We start from the raw sequence: 20,736 nt of genomic DNA on the forward strand, positions 1-20,736 counted from the left end.
CATGAGTCAAGGCAAACGCTACCTGCTGACGGGCGCCAGTTCCGGGATTGGCGAAGCCCTCGCCCGTGAACTTGCCGCCGCCGGCTATGACCTGGTCCTGGCAGCGCGCCGGGTCGACAGCCTGCACCTGCTGGCCGCCGAACTGCAGCAACGCTTCGGTGGCAAGATCGTCGCCCTGCCGCTGGACGTCACCGACCTGGACGCCGCGCAGGCCATCGTCGCGCAGGCGGCGCAAGCCCTCGGCGGGCTGGACGGCCTGATCGCCAATGCCGGCATCGGCCTGGCCGGCAAGGTCGGCAGCGGCCACTTCGCCAACGACTGCCGCGTGGTGCAGACCAACCTGCTCGGCGCCATGGCCAGCCTGGATGCCGCCACCGCGCTGTTCCGCCAGCAGGGCCACGGCCATCTGGTGGCGATCGCCTCGGTGGCCGGCAAGGTCGGTCTGCCGGGCAATGCCGGCTACTCGGCGAGCAAGTTCGGTGTGGTCGGCTACATGCAAACCCTGCAGGCGGAACTCGCCGGCAAGCCGATCCATGCCACCCTGCTGCTGCCCGGCTTCATCGACACCCCGCTCAACCGCGACATGCACAGCCGCCCCTTCGTCATCGACTTACAGCGTGGCGCCGCCCTGATCGCCCGGCACATCGCCAGCAAGCGCAGTGTCGCCTACGTGCCCGGCTGGCCATGGGCCCTGCTGGCGCCACTGCTGGGCATGCTGCCGGCGCGCCTGATCGGCAAATATTTCTGACCATGGACCTGCAGATCGACGAGTTCTACAAGGACTGCGCCGCCGCCCTGTTGCAGCTGTATCAGGTGTTCCCGCGCCGCACGGCGCTGTATGTGGAGGATCTGATCGGCGTGGAGGAGCCCGATGAGTTCGGCCTGCCCAGCAAGCGCCATCTGAGCTGCCTGGGCGCACTGCTGTGGCTGGCCGAGGAAGGCTACCTGCGCTTCGATGCAACCATTCGCTACGAGGCACTGGATCAGGCGGTGCTCAGCGAAAAGGGCTTCGTGCGCCTGTCACGTTCGGTTGCCCATGCGCTGCCAGGGCAGGCTGACATCCCGGCAGCCGTGCTGCGCGTGCAGAGCACCCTTGCCTGGCAACTCCGCGAAGCACTGGCCAGCGGTCACAGCGAGCGCGTGGCCCGCCTCACCCGCCTGCTGTTCGAGAGCAATCTGCACGGCGCCAGCGACACAGTTTGAAATAGCTCGCCGGTTGAAGCGGGCCCCTTCGGCCTTATAGTAAGTCCCTGCGAAATAACCCTTTTTCCATGCGGAGAGTGTTCTAACCATGATGCGTATTCTGCTGTTCGTGGCAACCAACCTCGCGGTCGTACTGATCGCCAGCATTACCCTGAGCCTGTTCGGCTTCGACGGGTTCATGGCTGCCAACGGCGTTGATCTGCAACTGGATCAATTGCTGGTGTTCTGCGCCGTGTTCGGCTTTGCCGGCTCGTTCATCTCGCTGCTGCTGTCCAAGTGGATGGCCAAGAAAGGCACGGGTACGCAAATCATCACCCAGCCGCGCACCCGTCACGAACAATGGCTGCTGCAGACAGTGGAAGAGCTGTCGCGCCAGGCCGGGATCAAGATGCCCGAAGTGGGTATTTTCCCGGCGTATGAATCAAACGCCTTCGCCACCGGCTGGAACAAGAACGCCGCGCTGGTGGCCGTAAGCCAAGGCCTGCTGGAGCGCTTCTCACCCGAAGAGGTGAAAGCCGTGCTGGCCCACGAGATCGGTCACGTGGCCAACGGCGACATGGTGACCCTGGCCCTGGTCCAGGGCGTGGTCAACACCTTCGTCATGTTCTTCGCGCGCATCTTCGGCAACTTCGTTGACAAAGTGATCTTCAAAACCGAGGAAGGCAACGGCCCGGCGTTTTATATCGCCACCATCGTCGCTGAACTGGTGCTGGGCATCCTGGCCAGCATGATTGTCATGTGGTTCTCGCGCAAACGTGAATTCCGCGCCGACGAGGCCGGTGCCCAGTTTGCCGGCACCGCGTCGATGATTGCCGCGTTGCAGCGCCTGAAAGCCGAACAGGGTGTGCCGGTGCACATGCCCGACAGCCTCACCGCCTTCGGCATCAACGGCGGCCTCAAGCAGGGCCTGGCCGGCCTGCTGATGAGCCACCCGCCGCTGGACGCCCGCATCGAAGCCCTGCGCCAGCGCGGCTGATTGTCCGCAGCAAGAAAAAACCCGCCATGAGCGGGTTTTTTCTTGCTTTTTGTAGGGTGGGCTTCAGCCCACCACTTTGTATTCCGGCACCGCAGCGGTGGGCTGAAGCCCACCCTACGTTTTGCCGCCAACACTCAGCGCCGTCTTAGTCGATACACCGTTTCATGCAACGCCGTCAGTCCGCGCTGGATAAAGCGCTGGTTCTGCTGGAGCACGTCGGCATGCAGCAGCCGCTCCAGTTGCCAGGCCCCCGCCAGACGCTCACGCACTTCGGCTTCGGGCACGGCAAAGGGCGGGCCATCCATCTGCTCCTGCGGGTAGTCCAGCGTGACCAGCAGGCCGCGACAAGCACCTGGCAGAATCGCCGCCAGCTGCTGCACATAGCGTTCACGCATCGGCGCAGGCAAGGCAATCAGCGCGGCGCGGTCGTACAGCCCCTGGCAATCCGCCACATCCGCCGCCTGCAGGGCGAAGAAGTCGCCGCACCAGAGTTCCAGCCCGTCCGCCCGGTAGCAGCTGAAGGCGCCCTGCTCCGCCCGGGTATATTCGAGGCCTTGCTCGGCAAAGAAGTCTTCCACCGCCTTGCGCGACAATTCGATGCCGAGCACCCGGTAGCCCTGCTCGCGCAGCCAGCGCAGGTCCAGGCTCTTGCCGCACAGCGGCACCAGCACCCGGCTGCCGCGCGGCAAGCCGAGGCCTGGCCAGTACTCGAGCAGATAGGGATTGACCGCGTCGAGGTGAAAGCCGATCTCGTTGCTTGACCAGCGTGCGTGCCAGAAATCTTCGTGCATAGAGCCTCCGTCTTGAGATATCCATTCTCTGCCCAGCCCAGGCCGACAGGTCAAGCGCGCGATGCCTGGACGCGCCGGCCAGCAGTACCGCTTATCTCCGGATAAATCCGCAGGCATACTGCCGGCACGCCCTTTCATCCACTGGAGTTCCCGCATGCCCATCAGCAAAGACCAATTGATTACCGATATTGCCGAAGCCACCGACCTGACCAAGGCCAACGTGCGCGCCGTGCTCGAGCAGCTCAGCGAAATCGTCAGCGATGCGCTGGAAAACAGTGACGAAGTGAGCCTGCCGGGCATCGGCAAGCTCAAGGTCAATGCGCGCCCGGCCCGCAACGGGCGCAATCCGCAGACCGGCAAGGCCATCGCGATTGCGGCGAAGAATGCCGTCAAGTTCGTCCCGGCCAAGGCGCTGACCGACGCCATCAACTGATCGCCGCGCAACGGGAGGCGGCAGCCACTGTCGCCGCCATGCCGTTCCACGACTGTTCGATACCTTCGATCAAATACCCCTGAACTTTGCGCTGGATTTCAGCGCTTGCGGGGCACAGCATGCGGCTAATCACTCCCGGAGCCCGCGCATGCTACCCAGTCTGTTCATTTCTCACGGTTCACCCATGCTCGTGCTGGAACCCGGCGCCTCGGGCCCGGCGCTGCGCGCGCTCGGCGCAAGACTCGAGCGGCCACGAGCCATCCTGGTGCAATCGGCCCACTGGGAGAGCACCGAGCTGCTGGTCGGCAGCGCCGCCCGGCCGGCAACCTGGCACGACTTCCATGGCTTTCCAGCGGAGCTGTATCAGGTGCAATACCCCGCCGCCGGCGACCCGCAACTGGCGGCCGACATCTCGGCACGCCTGCGCAGCCACGGGCTGGACAACCAGCTGGATGGGCAACGGCCACGCGACCACGGTGCCTGGGTGCCGGGTGCGCTGCTGTACCCGGCTGCGGACATCCCGCTGCTGCAGATTTCCCTGCCGACCCGCCGCGGTGCGGCGTTCCAGCAACGGGTCGGTCAGGCCCTTGCCGGCCTGCGCCAGGAAGGAGTGCTGCTGATCGGCTCGGGCAGCATCACCCACAACCTCGGCCAACTGGAATGGCACGCCGGGCCCGAGCAGATCGCCCCCTGGGCGCAAAGCTTTCGTGACTGGATGGTGGCGCGCCTGGCTGCCGGCGATGCCCAGGCCCTGCTGGATTACCGCGCGCAGGCACCCTTCGCCGTGCGCAGCCACCCGACCGAAGAGCACCTGTTGCCACTGTTCTTCGCCATGGGCGCCGGTGGCGCGGTCACCGTCGAACACAGCGGTTTCAGCCTGGGCGCGCTGGGCATGGATATCTATTCCTTCGCCTGAAGCAGCTGCAGGCGCTGCAGGAAGGCGGTTTCGTCGAGTACCGGAAGCCCCAGCTCGGTGGCCTTGTCCAGCTTCGAGCCGGCCCCCGGCCCGGCCACCACGCAGTGGGTCTTGGCCGATACCGAACCGGCCACCTTGGCCCCCAGCGCCTCGAGCTGCTGCTTGGCCTGATCGCGACTCATGGCCTCCAGCGTACCGGTCAGCACCCAGGTCTGCCCGGCCAGCGGCAGGCCGGCGACGGCGCGCCGCGGACTTTCCCAGTGCATGCCGAAGGCGCGCAGCTGCTCCTCGACCTGGCGGGCCCGCAAGCAGTTGGCCGGACTGGCAAAGAAGTCGCGCAATGACTGCCTGGCCTTCTCGTTGAGGTTCTTGAACACGCTCAGCGCCAGCCAGTCCTGGCTGAGCGCGATCAGGGCCTCGAGACTAGCGGTTTTGTCGGCGAGCTTCTCGGCTCCGGTGACGGCGATAAACGGGATCTGCAACTTGTCGATTAAGGTAGCCAAGGTAGTGCAGGCGGCAAATTCGGCATGCAGATCGCCCTCGTCCTGCAACTCGACGCCACGCTCGAGCAGTTGCGCCAGCACCTTCTGGTTGTGCTCCTCGGCAAAGAAACTGTGGATCTCATGGGCAACTTCGGCGCCAACGTCCGGCAGCCAGGTCAGCACCTCCGGCAGGGCTTGCCGAATACGCTCCATGGCCCCCAAGGCACGGGCCAGTAGCTTGGCGGTTTCCTCGCCGACATCCGGAATGCCCAGCGCATAGATGAAGCGCGCCAGAGTCGGCGTGCGACTGGAGTCGATGGCTGCCAGCAGGTTGCGCGCGGACAGGTCGGCAAAGCCTTCGAGCACCACCAGCTGCTCGTAGCGCAGGATGAACAGATCCGCCGGCGAGCTGACCAGGCCGACATCCACCAGCTGTTCGACGATCTTGTCGCCCAGGCCCTCGATATCCAGCGCGCGGCGCGAGACGAAATGGATGATCGCCTGCTTGAGCTGCGCCTGGCAGCTCAGGCGTCCGACACAGCGGTACACCGCGCCGGCGCTGAGAGTTTCCTTGCCCTTGCTGCGCTTGACCAGTTGGGTGCGTTCAACCGCTGAACCGCACACCGGACAGTGCTCGGGGATCTGAACCGGACGCGCCGCCGCCGGGCGGCGCTCGAGAACCACCTGTACCACCTGCGGAATCACATCTCCGGCGCGGCGGATGATCACGGTGTCGCCAATCATCAGCCCCAGGCGCGCCACTTCATCCATGTTGTGCAGGGTGGCATTGGATACCGTGACGCCGGCCACCTGCACCGGCTTCAGCCGCGCCACCGGGGTCACCGCACCGGTGCGCCCGACCTGGAACTCGACATCGAGCAACTCGGTCAGCTCTTCACTGGCCGGGAACTTGTGCGCAATCGCCCAGCGCGGCTCGCGGGCACGGAAGCCCAGTTCGCGCTGGTAGCCAATGTCATTGACCTTGAACACCACGCCGTCGATCTCATAAGCCAGCGTGCTGCGCCGCGCGCCAATGTCGCGGTAGTAATCAAGGCACTGCCCGGCGCCGCGGACCAGTTTCAGTTCCCCGCTGATCGGCAGGCCCCAGCCTTTGAGCTGCTGCAGCACACCGACCTGGGTCGCAGCCAGCTCGCCCTCGACCTGGCCGACCCCGTAGCAGCAGAACTGCAGCGGACGACTGGCAGTGATCTTCGGGTCCAGCTGGCGCAGGCTGCCGGCGGCGGCATTGCGTGGATTGGCAAAGGGCTTGGCGCCAGCCGCCAGCTGGCGGGCATTGAGTGCCTCGAAGCCGGCCTTGGACATGAACACCTCGCCGCGCACTTCCAGCACCGGCGGATAACCGCTGCCCTGCAGCTGCAGCGGCACATTGCGCAGGGTGCGCACGTTGCTGCTGATGTCTTCGCCGGTCGTCCCATCACCGCGGGTGGCCCCGCGTACCAGCAGGCCGTCGCGATACAGCAGGCTTACCGCCAAGCCGTCGAGCTTGGGCTCGCAGCAGTATTCGACCTCGGCGCCGGCACCAAACAGGTCGCCCGCCGGCAGTAGTTCGCCCAGGCCCTCGCGCACGCGCCGGTCGAAATTCAGCAGGTCTTCTTCGGCAAAGGCATTGCCGAGGCTGAGCATCGGTACTTCGTGGCGGACTTCGCCAAAGGCTGCCAACGCGGCTCCGCCGACCCGCTGCGTGGGTGACTGCGCGCTGATCAGCTGCGGATATTCGGCTTCGAGGGCCTGCAGTTCGCGAAACAGCCGATCGTACTCGGCGTCCGGCACGCTCGGCTCATCGAGCACGTAGTAGCGATGGTTATGTTCCTCCAGCTGGCTGCGCAGCTGGCGGATGCGAATGGCGGCGGTCTGGGCATCGGTCATGGGTTGATCTTCTGCGAAACGCGAAAGAGCAGCCGGGGCTGCTCTTTCTGTGATGGTTGGTCAGCCTCGGGCGGGGCGCCAACGTCCCGCCCGACCGGGCGCGCGATCAGCGCTTCTGGCTCAGCTGGCGACGCTCGAACTCGGCAATCCGGTTGCGGTAGTGCTCGATGGTCTGTGAGGTCATCACACTGCGCTGGTCATCCTTGAGCTCGCCATTGAGTTCGGTGGACAGCTTGCGCGCCGCCGCGATCATCAGGTCGAAAGCCTGCTTCGGATGCCGCGGCCCGGGCAGGCCGAGGAAAAAACTCACCGCCGGTGTGCTGAACATGTCCATGTCGTCCAGATCGAAAGTACCCGGCTTGACCGCATTGGCCATGGAAAACAGCTCCTCGCCATTACCCGCCATGCTTTCGTGACGATGGAAAATATCGCGTTTGCCAAAGCGCAAACCGCTTTCGAGGATGTTCTGCAGCAGTGCCGGCCCCTTGAAGCCTTCGGGCCCGCGCGCAACCACATGGATCACCAGCACCTCATCGGCGATCAGTTGCTCCCTCGGCGCGGGTTTGGGTTCTTCAGCCACCTGGTTATCCACCGGGGTCAGCAGGGTGGGCACCGGTTCGTCGAGGTTCAGGTCGCCCTGATGCGGCTCATGCCGTTGCCTGGCCTGGTCGCGCGGGCTGAGCTGAGGCAGGTCGCTATTGTCGATGCTCGGTTCGCGGGTTCGGTCCAGTACCCGGGGCGGGCCGAGCAGGTTGGGGTCATCACCTTCATCCGGCAAATCAGCCAGGCTGCGATCAAGCTTGAACTTGAGCTTTCCCTTGTTGCTGCTCATGCGGCGCCAGCCATCGAACAGGATGCCGGCTATCACCACAATCCCAATCACCATCAGCCACTCGCGCAGACCGATATCCATGCAACCCTCTGTGCCAAATAGATTAAAAAATGAGCAAAAATTGCTTCACATGTCGCCGATGCTGCATCCAACTCGCTGTTAAAGCTGGCGTTTTCCGTGTGAAGCAGAAAGTGCGTAATAAACTAGCACGCTCGGGCGGTCAGCGGAACCACAAAACCACTGCCAGCCGCTTCGCCAGAAGCCGCCCGTGCCGGAGCGGCAGCCGCGGAATCAGCGCCGCGGGCGCCGAAACTGACGGATCGAAGCGGCCGTACCGGCCGCTAGGTACCCACCAGTGCCACGGCCTCTTCCACGTCCACCGTCACCAGGCGCGAACAACCCGGTTCATGCATGGTGACGCCCATCAACTGGTCGGCCATCTCCATGGCAATCTTGTTGTGGGTGATGTAGATGAACTGCACGGTTTCCGACATCTCCTTGACCAGCCGCGCATAGCGACCGACGTTGGCGTCATCGAGCGGCGCATCGACCTCGTCGAGCATGCAGAACGGCGCCGGATTCAGCTTGAAGATGGCGAACACCAGGGCCAGCGCGGTGAGCGCCTTCTCGCCGCCGGACAGCAGGTGGATGGTGCTGTTCTTCTTGCCCGGCGGACGCGCCATGATCGCCACGCCGGTATCCAGCAGGTCCTCGCCGGTCAGCTCCAGGTAGGCATGACCGCCACCGAAGACCTTGGGAAACAGCGCCTGCAGGCCGCTGTTGATCTGGTCGAAGGTTTCCTTGAAGCGGTTGCGGGTTTCCTTGTCGATCTTGCGGATGACGTTTTCCAGAGTTTCCAGCGCCTCGACCAGGTCGGCATCCTGCGCGTCCAGGTAGCGCTTGCGCTCGGACTGCTGCTGGTATTCGTCGATCGCCGCCAGGTTGATCGGCCCCAGGCGCTGGATGCGCCCGCCCAGACGCTCGAGTTCATCCTCCCAACCCTGCTCGCTGGCTTCGTCCGGCAGGCTGGCCAGTACTCCGTGCAGGTCGTAGCCATCCTCGAGCAGCTGGTCGGTCAGCGCCTTGCGCCGCACGCTCAGCGCCTGCCACTCCATGCGCTGCTGTTCCAGCTGGGTGCGCAACAGCTGCGCTTGCTGCTCGGCCTGGGTGCGCCGGCGTTCGGCTTCGCGCAGTTCGCGGTCGGCCTCTTCCAGCGCCAGACGTGCCTGCTTGAGTTCGTTCTCCACACCCATGCGCCGGTCGAGCAGCTCTTCGAGCTTCATGCGCAACTCTTCCAGCGGCGCGGCACCCTCCTCGAGGTTGAGATTGAGCTGTTCGCGCCGCTCGATGGCGCGCTCGAACTGCAGCTCCAGGCGCTCCAGCGCCTGCCGGGTCGAGTCGTGCTGGGCACGCAACGAACCGACCCGCACTGCCAGCTGATGGGCATGATCCTTGTACTGGCGGGCGGTCTGCCGGATACGGTCGAGCCGCTCGCGCAGGTTGTCGCGCTGCGCCAGCAACTGTTCGCGCCGACCGGTGTCGGCGGCCATGCTCTCGAGCGCGTCCTGCAGGGCCAGGCGCGCCTCGCCCAGCTGTTCATGCTCGAGGGCGCGCTGCTCGTCGACCTCGAGCAGATCGGTGTCCAGCCGCACCCGGCGCAAGCCGAGCTGTTCCACCCGGGCCTCGCGAGCCGACAGCTGCGCCTTGAGCTCGCTCAGCTGGCGCGCCTGTTCCTGCAGCAGGCGACGCTGCTGTTCGCGCAGACCCTCCTGTTCCTGCTGCTCGTTGCGCAGCGCCAGCAGGCGCTCCTCCAGCTGCTCGAGCAACGCCGTGCGCTCTTCGCGTTCGGCCTGCAGGCGCTCGAGTTCCTGGCCACGCGCCAGGACGCCGCTTTCGGCGGCGCTGGCACGGCGGACACGCAGGAAATGGCGTCCGACCCAATAGCCGTCACGGCTGATCAGGCTGGCCTGCGGCGCCAGCGCCGCGCGCCCGGCCAGGGCATCATCGAGGCTGGCCACCGGCCGCACCTGGGCCAGCCACGGCGACAGGTCGAAGTCTGCCGTAACCTTGTCCAGCAGGCTGCCCGGGGTTGCTGGCTGCTCCGCGGGGCAGTTCTGCAGCAGGCGCAGATCACCTTCGCCGAAGCCCTTCAGGTTCAATTGGGGCAGGTTCTGGAACTGTCCGTCGTCCAGCAGGATCGCCTGCAGATCGGCACCCAGCACCGTTTCCACCGCCAGCTCCCAGCCGGCCTCGACCCGCAGGCCTTCGGCGAGCCGCGGACGCTTTTCCAGTTGCTGCTGCTGCAGCCACTCACTGGCGCCCTTGCCCGGGTTGAGCGCGGCCTGTTGCAAGGCCTCGAGCGAGGCCAGCCGGCCATTCAGGCGTTGCAGCTCACCCTGCGCCTGCTGCTGGGCCTGCCCGGCCTGGTGCAAGGCTTCGCGCAGCACCAGCAAGTGTTCGGCCTGTTCGGCTTCACGTTCCTGCGCCGCCTGCAGCGTCAGTTCGGCCTCGGCCAGCTGCCCGACCAGCTCGACGATGGCCGCCTGTTCCGGATCGGCTGCCAGCAGGTTGCGCTCATCGGCAATCCGCCGCTGACGCTCGGCCAGACGCTCGATGCTCTGCTCCAGCTGCTGAATCCGCGACTGTTGCACTTCCGCCTGGCGGCGCGGTTCGGCACTGCGCTGGTTGAAGCCATCCCAGTGTTCCTGCCAGTCGTGCATGGCCGCTTCGGCCTCTTCCAGCCCGGCGCTCGCCTCTTCGGCGGCTGCGGCACTACTTTCCTGTTCCGGCGCCAGCCGTTGCAGATCTTCGCCCAGGGTGGCCAGCAGCGTGCGGTCATGGCCCAGGTGCGATTCGGTTTCCAGCCGCGCGCTTTCCGCATCGCGCAGGTCGTCCTGCAACTGGCGCAAACGCTGCTGGGCGTGCTGGATGCTCTGCTCGATGCGGGCGATATCGCCGCCCACCGAGTAGAAGCGGCCCTGCACCAGGTTGAAGCGTTCGGACAATTCATGATGGCCGTCGCGCAGGCGCTCGATGCTCGCATCGGCGCTGCGCTGCTCGGCGACCAGGGCCTCGAAGCCGACCTCCTGGCCGGCAATCACCGCTTCACGCTGACCGACCTGCAGGTTCAGCGCCTGCCAGCGCAAGGCCGCCAGCTGAGCCTTGAGCTGACGCTCCTCGGCCTTGTATTCCTGGTACTTTTCCGCCGCCTGGGCCTGCCGGTGCAGGCGCTCGAGCTGGCGTTCCAGTTCTTCGCGCAGGTCGGACAGCCGTGCAAGGTTCTCGTGGGTGCGGCGTATGCGGTTCTCGGTCTCCCGCCGGCGTTCCTTGTACTTGGAGATGCCGGCGGCTTCCTCGATGAAATTGCGCAGGTCTTCCGGCTTGGCCTCGATCAGCTTGGAGATCATGCCCTGCTCGATGATCGAGTAACTGCGCGGGCCCAGCCCGGTACCGAGGAAAATGTCGGTGATGTCGCGCCGGCGGCACTTGGTGCCGTTGAGGAAGTAGGTGTTCTGCCCGTCGCGGGTGACCCGGCGGCGGATCGAGATTTCCGCGAAGGCCGCATACTCGCCGACCAGGGTGGAATCGGAATTGTCGAAGATCAGTTCGATCGAGGCCTGGGTCACCGGCTTGCGCGTGTTCGAGCCGTTGAAGATGACGTCGGTCATCGACTCGCCGCGCAGGTTCTTTGCCGAACTCTCGCCCATCACCCAGCGCACGGCGTCGATGATATTGGATTTGCCGCAACCGTTGGGGCCGACGACCGCCGCCATGTTGCTGGGGAAATTGACCGTGGTCGGGTCAACGAAGGACTTGAAGCCGGCCAGGCGAATGCACTTCAGCCGCATGCGCTATCTCCTGCCTGGCTGGCCAGCGCGGCCAGCACCTGCCGGCAACTGTGTTCGCAGTAACGCTGCAGCAAGTCGCGCATGCGCTTCTTGTCACGCGCTTCAAGGGCATCCTGCAGGCTGCGAAACAGCTGGTGAATCAGCTGCATCTCGTCACGCCGGCGATCGAGGATCAGGTAATGCATGCGGCTGATCACCGGCGTCAGGTTGTCGAGCACTTCCTGCAAGTACGGATTATTGGCGAAGCGGTAACCGGCCTTGCTCAACTCGACCCCCGCCGTGACGAACTTGCCGACATCATGAAACTTGGCGGCAACTGCCAGTTCGCGCTGGATGGCCCGGTACTGCTCGAGATCGGCTTCGGTCTTCCAGCCGGCGGCGGCATTGCCGAGCAGCACATAGAGCTCGAGCAACAGCACAAAAAGCCCCTGCACATGCTCGGCACTGAGTGCGCTGACCTGCGCACCGCGGTTGACCTGGATAGTCACCAGATGCTGGCGTTCGAGAATCAGCAGCGCCTCGCGCACGGCGCCGCGGCTGACGTTCAGGGTCTGCACCACATGCAGTTCACGGATCCACTCGCCCGCCTTGAGCTGGCCACGGATGATGCGTCCGGCAAGATCCCCGGCGATCTGTTCAGTCAGGCTGTCCGCGGCCTTGAACACCATGATTTTCCTTGATATTTCATTGATGAAAAACGCCGGCGACTATACCACAGCGCCCGCCGCACGGAAGTTTGCCACTGGTCAGCGCGCCGGCTCGGCTGCACGCTCGGCGGCAATGCCGGCGGGCACTGGCAGCTGCTATCGTATGCACATAACTGGCTGGCCTGGAAATTGTCCGTGGATAACCTGCAAACCTGGCGGGAACGTCTCTATACCATCATTTTTCAGGCAGATACGCCGGCCGGCCGCAGGTTCGATGCCTGGCTGCTGGTGGTGATCCTGGCCAGCCTGCTGGTGGTGATGCTCGACAGCATGCAAGACACCCAGACGCAGTACAAAACCTGGTTGTTGTGGCTGGAATGGCTGTTTACCGCGATTTTTGCGGTGGAATACCTGTTGCGCCTGTATTGCTCGCCCAAGCCGCTGCGCTATGCCTTCAGTTTCTACGGGCTGATCGACCTGCTGGCGGTGCTACCGGCCTTTCTCGCCCTGCTTTTCGCTTCGGCCCAGTACCTGATGGTAGTGCGAATCATCCGCGTGCTGCGGGTGTTCCGGATCCTCAAGCTGACACCCTACCTGAGGCAGGCCAATTACCTGATGACCGCCCTGCGCGGCAGCCAGCAGAAGATCACCGTATTTTTCCTCTGCATTCTGATCCTGGTCACCGTGTTTGGTGCCCTCATGTACGTGGTCGAGGGGCCGGCAAACGGTTTCAGCAGCATCCCGAAGAGCATCTACTGGGCGATTGTCACCCTGACCACCGTGGGCTTCGGCGACATCACCCCGAAAACGCCGCTGGGCCAGGCGATTGCCAGTGTGGTGATGGTGGCCGGTTACTCGATCATCGCCGTGCCAACCGGAATTTTTACCGCGGAAATGGCCGCCGCCATGCGCCAGGGTACCCGGCATGCCTGCCCGAATTGCGCCAAGGACTCACACGAAAGCGAAGCGGCCTTCTGCAGCCGTTGCGGTGAGAAGCTGTATGCCCGCCAGCAAGCCAGTCCGGATCAGGGCTGATCCGGACTGTCGATGGTGATCTGCTGCACGGCGGAGGTACTGCTGGCGACCGGCTGATTGCGCCCGACCCATTCGCCCGCAGTGGCATTGCCGGCGCGGGAGATGCGCGCCATCAACTGGACCTGCGGAAACATCGAAATCTTCAGCTGCGGCATCATCGCGTCGGCATCCGACAGGCTGACCTGCACCGGCAGGTCCGCTACCGTCAGGCGCTTCACGGCCAGCGGCATGGGCGGCCCTGAGACGGCCTTGGCAAACACGAACAGGCTATCGCCAGGCTGCACCTGGTCGCGCAGCGCAGGGGCCAGATCGACGCTGACCGTCAGCAGCGCAGCCGAACTGGCGGCCGCCGGCTCGGGCAGCGTGCCGCCAGCCGCCAGCAGTTGCTCGCGCGCCCGCTGAATGCCGGTTTCAATCTGGGCGCGGGCGGTATCCTCGGGTGGCAGCACGGCGACCAGGCGTTGCCAGAAGCCGATGGCCTCGGCATAGCGTCCGGCCTCGAAAGCAGCGATGCCGAGCAGGCCGAGGCTGGTGGTTTCCTGCGGATCGGCCTGCAATGCCTCGTCGGTCAGCCGCTGGATGTCCGGGCTCCACTGCCGGCCGCCGGCAAAGAAGCGTGCCTGCGCCAGCATGCCCAACACTTCGGCCGGGCGGTTGGCCAGCTCGGCGGCGCGCTGGAACGCCCGGGCCGCATCGGCAAAACGCTCCTGGCCCATGTAGGCACGCCCGAGGAAGTACCAGGCTTCGGCAGCATCCGGCTGCAGCTTTACCGTTTCTTCCAGGCGCGCGGTCATTTCCTCGAGGGTGCGTGGGGCGTTCGCGTATTCGCGGGTCAGCGCCACCTGCTCGCTGCCACCCCAGTGCAGATACAGGCCAAAGCCCAGCAGTGGCAGCACCAGCGCGACCAGCAACGGCACCCTGCGGCCCAGACTGGCGGTTGTCACCGCCGCCTTGCCTTCGGTATCCGCCAGCAACTCGCGCGCGGCCTCGGCCTTGCCGGTTTCCAGCTGCTCACCGCTCAGGGTGCCGGCAGCCTGCTGCGCCGCCAGTTCGGCCAGCCGCTCCTGATACAGCGCCACATTCAGGGCGGTACGATCCTCGACGGCATGCTGGCGATAGCCACGCAGCAGCGGAACCAGCAGAAACCCCAGCGCGACCAGCAACAGCAGGCCGGCAGATAACCATAAATCGAGCATCAGTCTTGTTTGTCCCGTTGGTTTTGGCCAAGCAGCGCCGCCAGGCGGGCCTGCTCATCGGCAGTGAGGGTTGTGGCAGCTGCGCTCGACTGCACGCGACGCTTGCGCAGCACGATCAGCCCCAGCACCAGTACACCGACGAGCAGCATGCCCGCCGGGCCATACCAGAGCAGCCAGGTCGTGGAATTCAGCGCCGGCTTGTAGCGGACGAAATCACCGTAGCGTGCCACCAGGTAATCGGTGATCTGCTGGTTGTCCTTGCCCTCTTCCAGCATGCGGAAGATTTCCCGGCGCAAATCCGCCGCAATCGGCGCATTGGAGTCGGCAATATCCTGGTTCTGGCACTTGGGGCAACGCAACTCAGTGGTCAGCTGGCGAAAGCGCTGACGCTCGGCTTCATCCTTGAAACTGTAGGTATCGATTGCCGCGTGCACGCTGCCAGCCAGGAGCAGGCCAAGCAGCAGACCGGTGACCCGGCCGCTCATTGGCCGGCCTCGTCAACCAGCTGGGCGTACAGCGGCGCCAGCTGTTCCTGCCAGACACGCTCGTCGATCACGCCGACAAACTTGTGCCGAATGATGCCCGCGCCATCGATCAGGAAGGTTTCCGGTGCCCCATACACGCCGAGGTCGAGCCCCAGGGTGCCCTGGGCATCATCCACATCGAGGCGGTAGGGATTCTGGAACTCCTTCAGCCATTTCTGCGCGGCAACCCGTTCGTCCTTGTAGTTGATGCCGTAGATGGTCACGCCACGGGCACTGAGCGCGGTCAGTACCGGATGCTCGACCTTGCAGGAGATGCACCAGGTAGCCCAGACATTGACCAGTGCCGGCCCTTTCAGGTCGGCCTGGGTGAGGCGCCTTTGCGGATCATCCACCGACGGCAGGTCGAACACCGGCAGCGGTTTGCCGATCAGCGCCGAAGGCAGCTCCGCCGGATCCAGATACAGGCCGCGGTAGAGCACCACTGCCAGCAGCAGGAAGATCGCCAGCGGCAACAGCAGCAGCAAGCGCCTCATGCTTGAGCTCCAGACAGGCCGAGCGCCTCGCGCACGCTGTTACGGACCTTGACCCGGTAGCGGCGGTCGGACGCCGCCAGCACGCCACCGAGCCCCATCATCAGGCCGCCCAGCCACAGCCAGCGCACGAAGGGCTTGATGTGCACACGCACCGCCCAGGCGCCATCTTCCAGTGGCTCACCCAGCGCAACATAGAGGTCACGGGTGAAACCGGCATCAATGCCGGCCTCGGTCATCGGCATCTGCTGCACGCTGTACAGGCGCTTTTCCGGGTGCAGCACGGCAACCTCTTCGCCATCCTCGAACACGCGCACGGTGCCCTTGTCGGAGGTGAAGTTCGGCCCCTGATGATGCTCGGCGCCCTCGAAGACAAAGCGGTAGCCCGCCAGCTCGAGCGCTTCACCGGGCGCCAGACGCAAGTCGCGTTCGGCGCTGTAATGGCTCACCAGCACCACGCCGATGGCGCACACGGCAAACCCCGCGTGGGCCAGCTGCATGGCCCAGTAGCTGCGGCTCAGGCTGCCAATGCCGCGCAGCAATCCCTTGTGCCGGGTCTTGTCGAACAGGTCGCGCAGCCCCGCCAGACCGACCCAGGCCGCGAGGAAGAACACCGCCAGCACCGCCCACTTGAAATCGCCCAGCAGCAGTGTCGCCAGCCCGGCCAGCAACACGCTGGCAATCAGCACCGGGGCCAGCATGCCCAGCAACCACTGGAGTGGCGTGTCCTTCCAGCGCACCAGCATGCCGATGGCCATCACCAGCAGCAGCAACGCCATCAGCGGCACGAACAGCGCATTGAAATACGGCGGCCCGACCGACATCTTGGCACCGCTCAGGGCATCCAGCACCAGCGGGTAGAGGGTCCCGAGCAAAATCATTGCCGCACTGACCACCAGCACCAGGTTATTCGCCAGCAGCAGGGTTTCCCGTGACCACAGGGAAAAACCGACGCTGCTTTTTACCACCGGCGCGCGCAGGGCAAACAGGGTCAGCGAACCACCCACCACCAGCAGCAGAAACACCAGGATGAACACGCCACGCGCCGGGTCCGCGGCAAAGGCATGCACCGAGGTCAGCACCCCGGAACGCACCAGAAAGGTGCCCAGCAGGCTCAGCGAGAAAGCCGCAATCGCCAGCAGGACGGTCCAGCTCTTGAACACCCCGCGTTTCTCCGTCACCGCCAGTGAGTGGATCAGCGCGGTACCGACCAGCCAGGGCATGAACGAGGCATTTTCCACCGGGTCCCAGAACCACCAGCCGCCCCAGCCCAATTCGTAATAGGCCCACCAGGAACCCAGGGTGATGCCGATGCCGAGAAAGGCCCAAGCGATGATGGTCCAGGGCCGCGACCAGCGTGCCCAGGCTGCATCCAGGCGGCCGCCGAGCAGCGCGGCGATGGCAAAGGCAAACGCCACCGAGAAGCCGACGTAGCCCATGTAGAGCATCGGTGGATGGACGATCAGGCCAAAGTCCTGCAGCAGCGGATTGAGGTCGCGACCATCGGCCGGGGCATTCGGCAGCAGGCGGTCAAACGGGTTGGAGGTAATGATCAGGAACAACAGGAAGCCGACACTGATCAGGCCCATCACCGCCAGCACGCGGGCCAGCATGACTTCCGGCAACTGCCGGGAAAAGATCGAGACCGCCGCGGTCCAGCCGCCCAGAATCAGTGCCCAGAGCAACAGCGAGCCCTCATGCGCGCCCCACACCGCGCTGAACTTGAAGTACCAGGGCAAGGCACTGTTGGAGTTGCTGGCCACATAGGCTACTGAAAAGTCATCATTGACAAAGGCCCAGGTCAGGCAAGCAAAGGCAAACAGCAACATGCTGAACTGGCCGCGCGCGGCAGGCACCGCCAGGCTCATCCACAGCCGGTCACCGCGCCAGGCGCCGATCAGCGGCAAGGTCGACTGCACCAGTGCCAGGCACAGTGCCAGGATCATCGCCAGATGTCCGAGCTCGGGAATCAGCAAGGCTGCCTGCATGTTTATTCTCCCGCCTCGTACTTGGACTGGGCAGACGGTAGGTTGCCGCTGTCCTTGAGTGCTTTGGTGACTTCTGGCGGCATGTAGTTTTCATCATGCTTGGCCAGCACCTCGTCGGCGATCAGTTCACCTTCGGCATTCAGCTTGCCCAGCGCAACGATGCCCTGCCCTTCGCGAAACAGATCCGGCAGGATGCCGCGATAGCGGATGGTCACGCTGTTGGCAAAGTCGGTGACGACAAACTCGACGTCCAGTGAGTCACCAGTCCGCTTGAGCGAATCCTTGGCCACCATGCCGCCGGCCCGAATGCGCGTATCCAGCGGCGCTTCGCCCTGGGCAATCTGGGTTGGCGTGTAGAACAGGTTGATATTCTGCTGCAGGGCACTGAGCGCCAACGCAACGGCTATGCCAACCCCGGCCAGAATCGCCAGCACGATGTACAAGCGTTTTTTGCGAATCGGATTCACTTCTGCTCCTCCCGGCGCAGGCGGCGTGCCTCGCCTTGCAGATAACTGCGCCGCACCCGCAGGGGCAGCACCAGGTTTAGGGCCAGCACCAGCAGGCTGATGGCGTAGGCGGTCCAGACATAGGGGCCGTGGCTGCCCATGGCGAGAAACTCGCCGAAGCTTGCAAAACTCACTGACCTTTCTCCAGCAACCGGTTGATTTCAGCCTTGACCCAGCTGGCGCGCGACTCGCGCCGCAGCACTTCCAGGCGCATACGGATCAACAGTACGGCAGCAAAGAAGCAGTAAAAACCGATGATCATGACCAGCAGCGGCAGCCACATCTCGCTCGCCATGCTGGCCTTGCCGGTGATCTTGAAGGTGGCGGGCTGATGCAGGGTATTCCACCACTCCACCGAGTACTTGATGATCGGTATGTTCACCGCACCGACCAGCGCCAGCACCGCGCAGGCTTTGGCGGCGCTGTCGCGGTTGCTGATCGCCTGGCCGAGCGCGATCACGCCGAAATACAGGAACAGCAGGATCAGCATCGAGGTCAGGCGCGCATCCCACACCCAGTAGGTGCCCCAGGTTGGCTTGCCCCACAGCGACCCGGTCACCAGCGCAATCACGGTCATCCAGGCGCCGATCGGCGCGGCCTGCTGCAGGGCGACATCGGCCAGTTTCATTTTCCAGATCAAGCCGACTGCACCGGCAATCGCCAGCATCAGATAGCAGGACTGCGCCAGAATGGCCGCTGGAACATGGATGTAAATGATGCGGAAACTGTTGCCCTGCTGGTAGTCCGGTGGCGCAAAGGCGAGGCCCCAGACCAGCCCGACCAGCAGCAGCAGGGCTGCCGCCCAGGCGAACCCGGTCAACCAGCGCCCGCTGACCTCGTAAAACCACTTGGGTGACCCCCACTTGTGAAACCACGTCCAGTTCATCGGATAACTCGCTGTCTTGGCTGCGCTATCCGGCGCTGCCTGATCAATGGATTGTTCATTCGCCCACGCTGATGGTCAGGCCGGCGGCAATCGCAAACGGCGACAAGGTCACCGCCAGTGCCGCCAGGCTGGCCATCCACAGCAACTGACCGTCCGCCGGCAGACCCTGCAACGAGGCCTGCAAGGCACCACTGCCGAGAATCAGCACCGGGATATACAGCGGCAGGATCAGCAACGCCAGCAGCAAGCCACCGCGCTTGAGACCCACCGTCAGCGCAGCGCCTACAGCCCCGAGCAAACTCAATACCGGCGTACCCAGCAGCAGCGACAGCAACAGCACCGGCAGGCAGCGGGCCGGCAAACCCAGCATCAATGCCAGCAGTGGCGCCAGTAACACCAGCGCCAGCCCGGAAAACAGCCAGTGTGCCAAAACCTTGGCCAGTACCAACATAGGCAGGGGGTGCGGCGAAAGGACCCACTGCTCCAGGGAGCCGTCCTCGAAATCACTGCGGAACAGGCCATCCAGCGAGAGCAACACCGCGAGCAGGGCCGCTACCCACAGCAACCCGGGCGACAGGGTTTGCAAAAGCTGGCTTTCCGGCCCCACTGCCAGCGGGAACAGGGCCGTGACAATGGCGAAGAACACCAGCGGGTTGGCCAGTTCGGCCGGGCGCCGGAACAGCAGGCGGGTTTCACGGGAGAGCAACTGGGTGAATACATTGCTCATGCAGGCAATTGCCCCAGATCGAGTTCCCGGTAGCACCGCGGGCGCCGCGCCAACTGGTGATGGGTGGTCAGGATGACCATGCCTCGGTTCTGGCAATGCTGCTCCAGATGCTGCTCCAGCTGGGCAACCCCCTGCTTGTCGAGGGCCGTGAAAGGTTCATCGAGAATCCACAGCGGCGGCGCATCCAGATACAGACGCGCCAATGCCACCCGGCGTTGCTGACCGGCAGACAAGGTATGACAGGGCACATCCTCGAACCCGCGCAAGCCAACTGCGCGAAGTGCTGCATCGATGGCAGCCGACGTCGCCGGGCGGTGCAGCGCGCACAGCCAGGCAAGGTTTTCCTGGGCGGTCAGCAGTCCCTTGATGCCTGCCGCATGGCCGAGCCACAACAGGCTGCGCGCCAGTTCTGCACGCTGATCGTGCAAGGCCTTGCCGGCCAGGCGCACCTCACCTTCCGCGGGTTGCATCAGGCCAGCCAGCAGACGCAACAGACTGGACTTGCCAGACCCGTTGGGCCCGCTCACCTGCAACATATCGCCGGCCTGCACGCCGAAGTGCAACCCTTCGAACAGCATGCGGCCGTCCCGCTCACAGGCGAGGGCCATGCTTTCCAGGAAGGGTTGAGTCGTCAAATGCATACCCGCACGATTCAAATCTGCACAATTCTGACCGTCCTGTCGGCCGGGGAGATACCCGGCGAGGCCGATCGGGCGGGCATTATACACGCCAGCAGGAGCCCCAAAAGCGCGCATTGCCTGACAGGTTGTAACCTGGCAATGCCGGAGATCCGCTGTATTTGCCGGCACCGCGAAGCCGCAGGCCCGCGGCCACGCAAATCTTGCACAGGCCCCGCGGCGGACGGCCGGGCACGGGAAAGCAGACGACAGGTGCAACGCCTGCCGGAGCGAAGGAAGATGGAAGAGCCCGCACCTGAAACCGCTACCAGGCGCCTTTGCACGCGGTTTAGCCAGGCCCCGGATTCAGCCGGAAGGAAACTTCAACTGCCGCGAACGCTGTGGCGCGCCTTGTGTTCCATATAACGCTCAACGTAAGAACAGGAAGGGATCACCGTGTAGCCCATGCTTTCGGCATACTTGAGGGCCTCCTCGGTTAAAGCGGCAGCCAGGCCCATTCCACGCAGACTGTCGGGCACGAACGTACGATAGATATCCAGGGTCTGCTTGCCGAGATCCATGTAGGACAGGTATGCCCTGTGGCCATCGACGATGATTTCGAACTGAAATCCTGCCTTGTCATGAACAACCGGCCACGGCCCACTCATATCGTCCTCCCAATGTGCAGCCGCCACGGCCACTCCTGCGTGATAAATACTGCCTGCCAAATTGCCTCGATTGCATTGCAGCA

21 protein-coding genes are annotated in these 20,736 nt (G+C 64.4%); 6 read left to right on the forward strand and 15 right to left on the reverse strand.

Annotated elements, in window-relative coordinates; translation table 11 throughout:
- Window position 1: 1 nt before the first annotated feature.
- The 3 genes from ISX93_RS12190 (at window position 2) to htpX (ending at window position 2,179) form a co-directional block, all read left to right on the forward strand.
- Window positions 2–748, forward strand: coding sequence for an SDR family NAD(P)-dependent oxidoreductase (locus ISX93_RS12190; RefSeq protein WP_195778989.1), 747 nt, complete (start codon window positions 2–4; stop codon window positions 746–748).
- Between the two features lie 2 nt (window positions 749–750).
- Window positions 751–1,203 carry a hypothetical protein gene (locus tag ISX93_RS12195; RefSeq protein WP_195778990.1) on the forward strand — a complete coding sequence of 151 codons (453 nt, stop codon included), beginning with the start codon at window positions 751–753 and terminating at the stop codon, window positions 1,201–1,203.
- 88 nt (window positions 1,204–1,291) lie between these two features.
- Window positions 1,292–2,179: a protease HtpX gene (gene htpX, locus ISX93_RS12200; RefSeq protein WP_195778991.1), complete on the forward strand. Its 888-nt coding sequence runs from the start codon at window positions 1,292–1,294 to the stop codon at window positions 2,177–2,179.
- Between the two features lie 134 nt (window positions 2,180–2,313).
- On the opposite strand, the gene ISX93_RS12205 is transcribed toward htpX, so the two are convergent.
- On the reverse strand, window positions 2,314–2,970 hold the full coding sequence (locus ISX93_RS12205) for a thiopurine S-methyltransferase (protein ID WP_195778992.1): 657 nt from the start codon (window positions 2,968–2,970) through the stop codon (window positions 2,314–2,316).
- A gap of 154 nt (window positions 2,971–3,124) precedes the next feature.
- Between ISX93_RS12205 and ISX93_RS12210 the strand changes: the two genes are divergently transcribed.
- Window positions 3,125–3,403 (forward strand): HU family DNA-binding protein, encoded by a 279-nt coding sequence (locus ISX93_RS12210; RefSeq protein ID WP_195778993.1) that lies wholly within the window; start codon window positions 3,125–3,127, stop codon window positions 3,401–3,403.
- Between the two features lie 148 nt (window positions 3,404–3,551).
- Window positions 3,552–4,319, forward strand: a complete 768-nt coding sequence (locus ISX93_RS12215) for a DODA-type extradiol aromatic ring-opening family dioxygenase (RefSeq protein ID WP_195778994.1) — start codon at window positions 3,552–3,554, stop codon at window positions 4,317–4,319.
- Here the strand turns inward: ISX93_RS12215 and ligA are convergent.
- The 4 genes from ligA to ISX93_RS12235 all read right to left on the reverse strand — a co-directional run bounded on the left by ligA (window position 4,304) and on the right by ISX93_RS12235 (window position 12,036).
- Window positions 4,304–6,688: an NAD-dependent DNA ligase LigA gene (ligA, locus tag ISX93_RS12220; RefSeq protein ID WP_195778995.1), complete on the reverse strand. Its 2,385-nt coding sequence runs from the start codon at window positions 6,686–6,688 to the stop codon at window positions 4,304–4,306. The two genes, ISX93_RS12215 and ligA, sit on opposite strands and share 16 nt — an antisense overlap.
- 106 nt (window positions 6,689–6,794) lie before the next feature.
- The gene (zipA, locus tag ISX93_RS12225) at window positions 6,795–7,601 is read right to left on the reverse strand and encodes a cell division protein ZipA (protein WP_195778996.1); all 807 of its coding nucleotides are present in this window, start codon (window positions 7,599–7,601) and stop codon (window positions 6,795–6,797) included.
- Between the two features lie 260 nt (window positions 7,602–7,861).
- Window positions 7,862–11,368 (reverse strand): chromosome segregation protein SMC, encoded by a 3,507-nt coding sequence (gene smc, locus ISX93_RS12230; RefSeq protein WP_195778997.1) that lies wholly within the window; start codon window positions 11,366–11,368, stop codon window positions 7,862–7,864.
- Entirely contained in the window at window positions 11,359–12,036 is a 678-nt protein-coding gene (locus tag ISX93_RS12235) for a GntR family transcriptional regulator (RefSeq protein WP_195778998.1), read from the reverse strand. The genes smc and ISX93_RS12235 overlap by 10 nt, the downstream gene beginning before the upstream one ends.
- Before the next feature lie 174 nt (window positions 12,037–12,210).
- Between ISX93_RS12235 and ISX93_RS12240 the strand changes: the two genes are divergently transcribed.
- On the forward strand, window positions 12,211–13,050 hold the full coding sequence (locus tag ISX93_RS12240; protein WP_195778999.1) for an ion transporter: 840 nt from the start codon (window positions 12,211–12,213) through the stop codon (window positions 13,048–13,050).
- Here the strand turns inward: ISX93_RS12240 and ccmI are convergent.
- From ccmI to ISX93_RS12290, 10 genes are all read right to left on the reverse strand, one after another.
- Window positions 13,041–14,246 carry a c-type cytochrome biogenesis protein CcmI gene (gene ccmI, locus ISX93_RS12245; protein WP_195779000.1) on the reverse strand — a complete coding sequence of 402 codons (1,206 nt, stop codon included), beginning with the start codon at window positions 14,244–14,246 and terminating at the stop codon, window positions 13,041–13,043. The genes ISX93_RS12240 and ccmI overlap by 10 nt on opposite strands.
- Entirely contained in the window at window positions 14,246–14,731 is a 486-nt protein-coding gene (locus ISX93_RS12250; protein WP_195779001.1) for a cytochrome c-type biogenesis protein, read from the reverse strand. The genes ccmI and ISX93_RS12250 overlap by 1 nt, the downstream gene beginning before the upstream one ends.
- Entirely contained in the window at window positions 14,728–15,264 is a 537-nt protein-coding gene (locus ISX93_RS12255; RefSeq protein WP_195779002.1) for a DsbE family thiol:disulfide interchange protein, read from the reverse strand. Before ISX93_RS12255 ends, ISX93_RS12250 begins: the two co-directional genes overlap by 4 nt.
- Window positions 15,261–17,234, reverse strand: coding sequence for a heme lyase CcmF/NrfE family subunit (locus ISX93_RS12260; protein ID WP_195779035.1), 1,974 nt, complete (start codon window positions 17,232–17,234; stop codon window positions 15,261–15,263). Before ISX93_RS12260 ends, ISX93_RS12255 begins: the two co-directional genes overlap by 4 nt.
- A gap of 17 nt (window positions 17,235–17,251) precedes the next feature.
- Window positions 17,252–17,716 carry a cytochrome c maturation protein CcmE gene (ccmE, locus tag ISX93_RS12265; RefSeq protein ID WP_195779003.1) on the reverse strand — a complete coding sequence of 155 codons (465 nt, stop codon included), beginning with the start codon at window positions 17,714–17,716 and terminating at the stop codon, window positions 17,252–17,254.
- On the reverse strand, window positions 17,713–17,889 hold the full coding sequence (gene ccmD, locus ISX93_RS12270; RefSeq protein ID WP_195779004.1) for a heme exporter protein CcmD: 177 nt from the start codon (window positions 17,887–17,889) through the stop codon (window positions 17,713–17,715). Before ccmD ends, ccmE begins: the two co-directional genes overlap by 4 nt.
- Window positions 17,886–18,641, reverse strand: coding sequence for a heme ABC transporter permease (locus tag ISX93_RS12275; RefSeq protein WP_195779005.1), 756 nt, complete (start codon window positions 18,639–18,641; stop codon window positions 17,886–17,888). The genes ccmD and ISX93_RS12275 overlap by 4 nt, the downstream gene beginning before the upstream one ends.
- Window positions 18,642–18,696: 55 nt before the next feature.
- Window positions 18,697–19,368 (reverse strand): heme exporter protein CcmB, encoded by a 672-nt coding sequence (gene ccmB, locus ISX93_RS12280; protein WP_195779006.1) that lies wholly within the window; start codon window positions 19,366–19,368, stop codon window positions 18,697–18,699.
- Window positions 19,365–20,009 (reverse strand): cytochrome c biogenesis heme-transporting ATPase CcmA, encoded by a 645-nt coding sequence (ccmA, locus tag ISX93_RS12285; RefSeq protein ID WP_195779007.1) that lies wholly within the window; start codon window positions 20,007–20,009, stop codon window positions 19,365–19,367. Before ccmA ends, ccmB begins: the two co-directional genes overlap by 4 nt.
- A 359-nt stretch (window positions 20,010–20,368) precedes the next feature.
- Window positions 20,369–20,653 carry a GNAT family N-acetyltransferase gene (locus ISX93_RS12290; RefSeq protein ID WP_195779036.1) on the reverse strand — a complete coding sequence of 95 codons (285 nt, stop codon included), beginning with the start codon at window positions 20,651–20,653 and terminating at the stop codon, window positions 20,369–20,371.
- Window positions 20,654–20,736 lie beyond the last annotated feature (83 nt).

The organism is Pseudomonas sp. N040 (genome assembly GCF_015637705.1).
Classification (GTDB): domain Bacteria; phylum Pseudomonadota; class Gammaproteobacteria; order Pseudomonadales; family Pseudomonadaceae; genus Aquipseudomonas.

What these genes read in the sequence shown, in the direction of transcription:
- ISX93_RS12190 (WP_195778989.1), top strand. Translation starts at nt 2, where the DNA reads ATGAGTCAAGGCAAACGCTACCTGCTGACGGGCGCCAGTTCCGGGATT.
- ccmA (WP_195779007.1), bottom strand. Translation starts at nt 20,009, where the DNA reads ATGCATTTGACGACTCAACCCTTCCTGGAAAGCATGGCCCTCGCCTGT.
- ccmI (WP_195779000.1), bottom strand. Translation starts at nt 14,246, where the DNA reads ATGCTCGATTTATGGTTATCTGCCGGCCTGCTGTTGCTGGTCGCGCTG.
- ISX93_RS12290 (WP_195779036.1), bottom strand. Translation starts at nt 20,653, where the DNA reads ATGAGTGGGCCGTGGCCGGTTGTTCATGACAAGGCAGGATTTCAGTTC.
- zipA (WP_195778996.1), bottom strand. Translation starts at nt 7,601, where the DNA reads ATGGATATCGGTCTGCGCGAGTGGCTGATGGTGATTGGGATTGTGGTG.
- ISX93_RS12215 (WP_195778994.1), top strand. Translation starts at nt 3,552, where the DNA reads ATGCTACCCAGTCTGTTCATTTCTCACGGTTCACCCATGCTCGTGCTG.
- ligA (WP_195778995.1), bottom strand. Translation starts at nt 6,688, where the DNA reads ATGACCGATGCCCAGACCGCCGCCATTCGCATCCGCCAGCTGCGCAGC.
- ISX93_RS12210 (WP_195778993.1), top strand. Translation starts at nt 3,125, where the DNA reads ATGCCCATCAGCAAAGACCAATTGATTACCGATATTGCCGAAGCCACC.
- ccmB (WP_195779006.1), bottom strand. Translation starts at nt 19,368, where the DNA reads ATGAGCAATGTATTCACCCAGTTGCTCTCCCGTGAAACCCGCCTGCTG.
- ISX93_RS12205 (WP_195778992.1), bottom strand. Translation starts at nt 2,970, where the DNA reads ATGCACGAAGATTTCTGGCACGCACGCTGGTCAAGCAACGAGATCGGC.
- htpX (WP_195778991.1), top strand. Translation starts at nt 1,292, where the DNA reads ATGATGCGTATTCTGCTGTTCGTGGCAACCAACCTCGCGGTCGTACTG.
- ISX93_RS12250 (WP_195779001.1), bottom strand. Translation starts at nt 14,731, where the DNA reads ATGAGCGGCCGGGTCACCGGTCTGCTGCTTGGCCTGCTCCTGGCTGGC.
- smc (WP_195778997.1), bottom strand. Translation starts at nt 11,368, where the DNA reads ATGCGGCTGAAGTGCATTCGCCTGGCCGGCTTCAAGTCCTTCGTTGAC.
- ISX93_RS12195 (WP_195778990.1), top strand. Translation starts at nt 751, where the DNA reads ATGGACCTGCAGATCGACGAGTTCTACAAGGACTGCGCCGCCGCCCTG.
- ISX93_RS12275 (WP_195779005.1), bottom strand. Translation starts at nt 18,641, where the DNA reads ATGAACTGGACGTGGTTTCACAAGTGGGGGTCACCCAAGTGGTTTTAC.
- ISX93_RS12255 (WP_195779002.1), bottom strand. Translation starts at nt 15,264, where the DNA reads ATGAGGCGCTTGCTGCTGCTGTTGCCGCTGGCGATCTTCCTGCTGCTG.
- ISX93_RS12235 (WP_195778998.1), bottom strand. Translation starts at nt 12,036, where the DNA reads ATGGTGTTCAAGGCCGCGGACAGCCTGACTGAACAGATCGCCGGGGAT.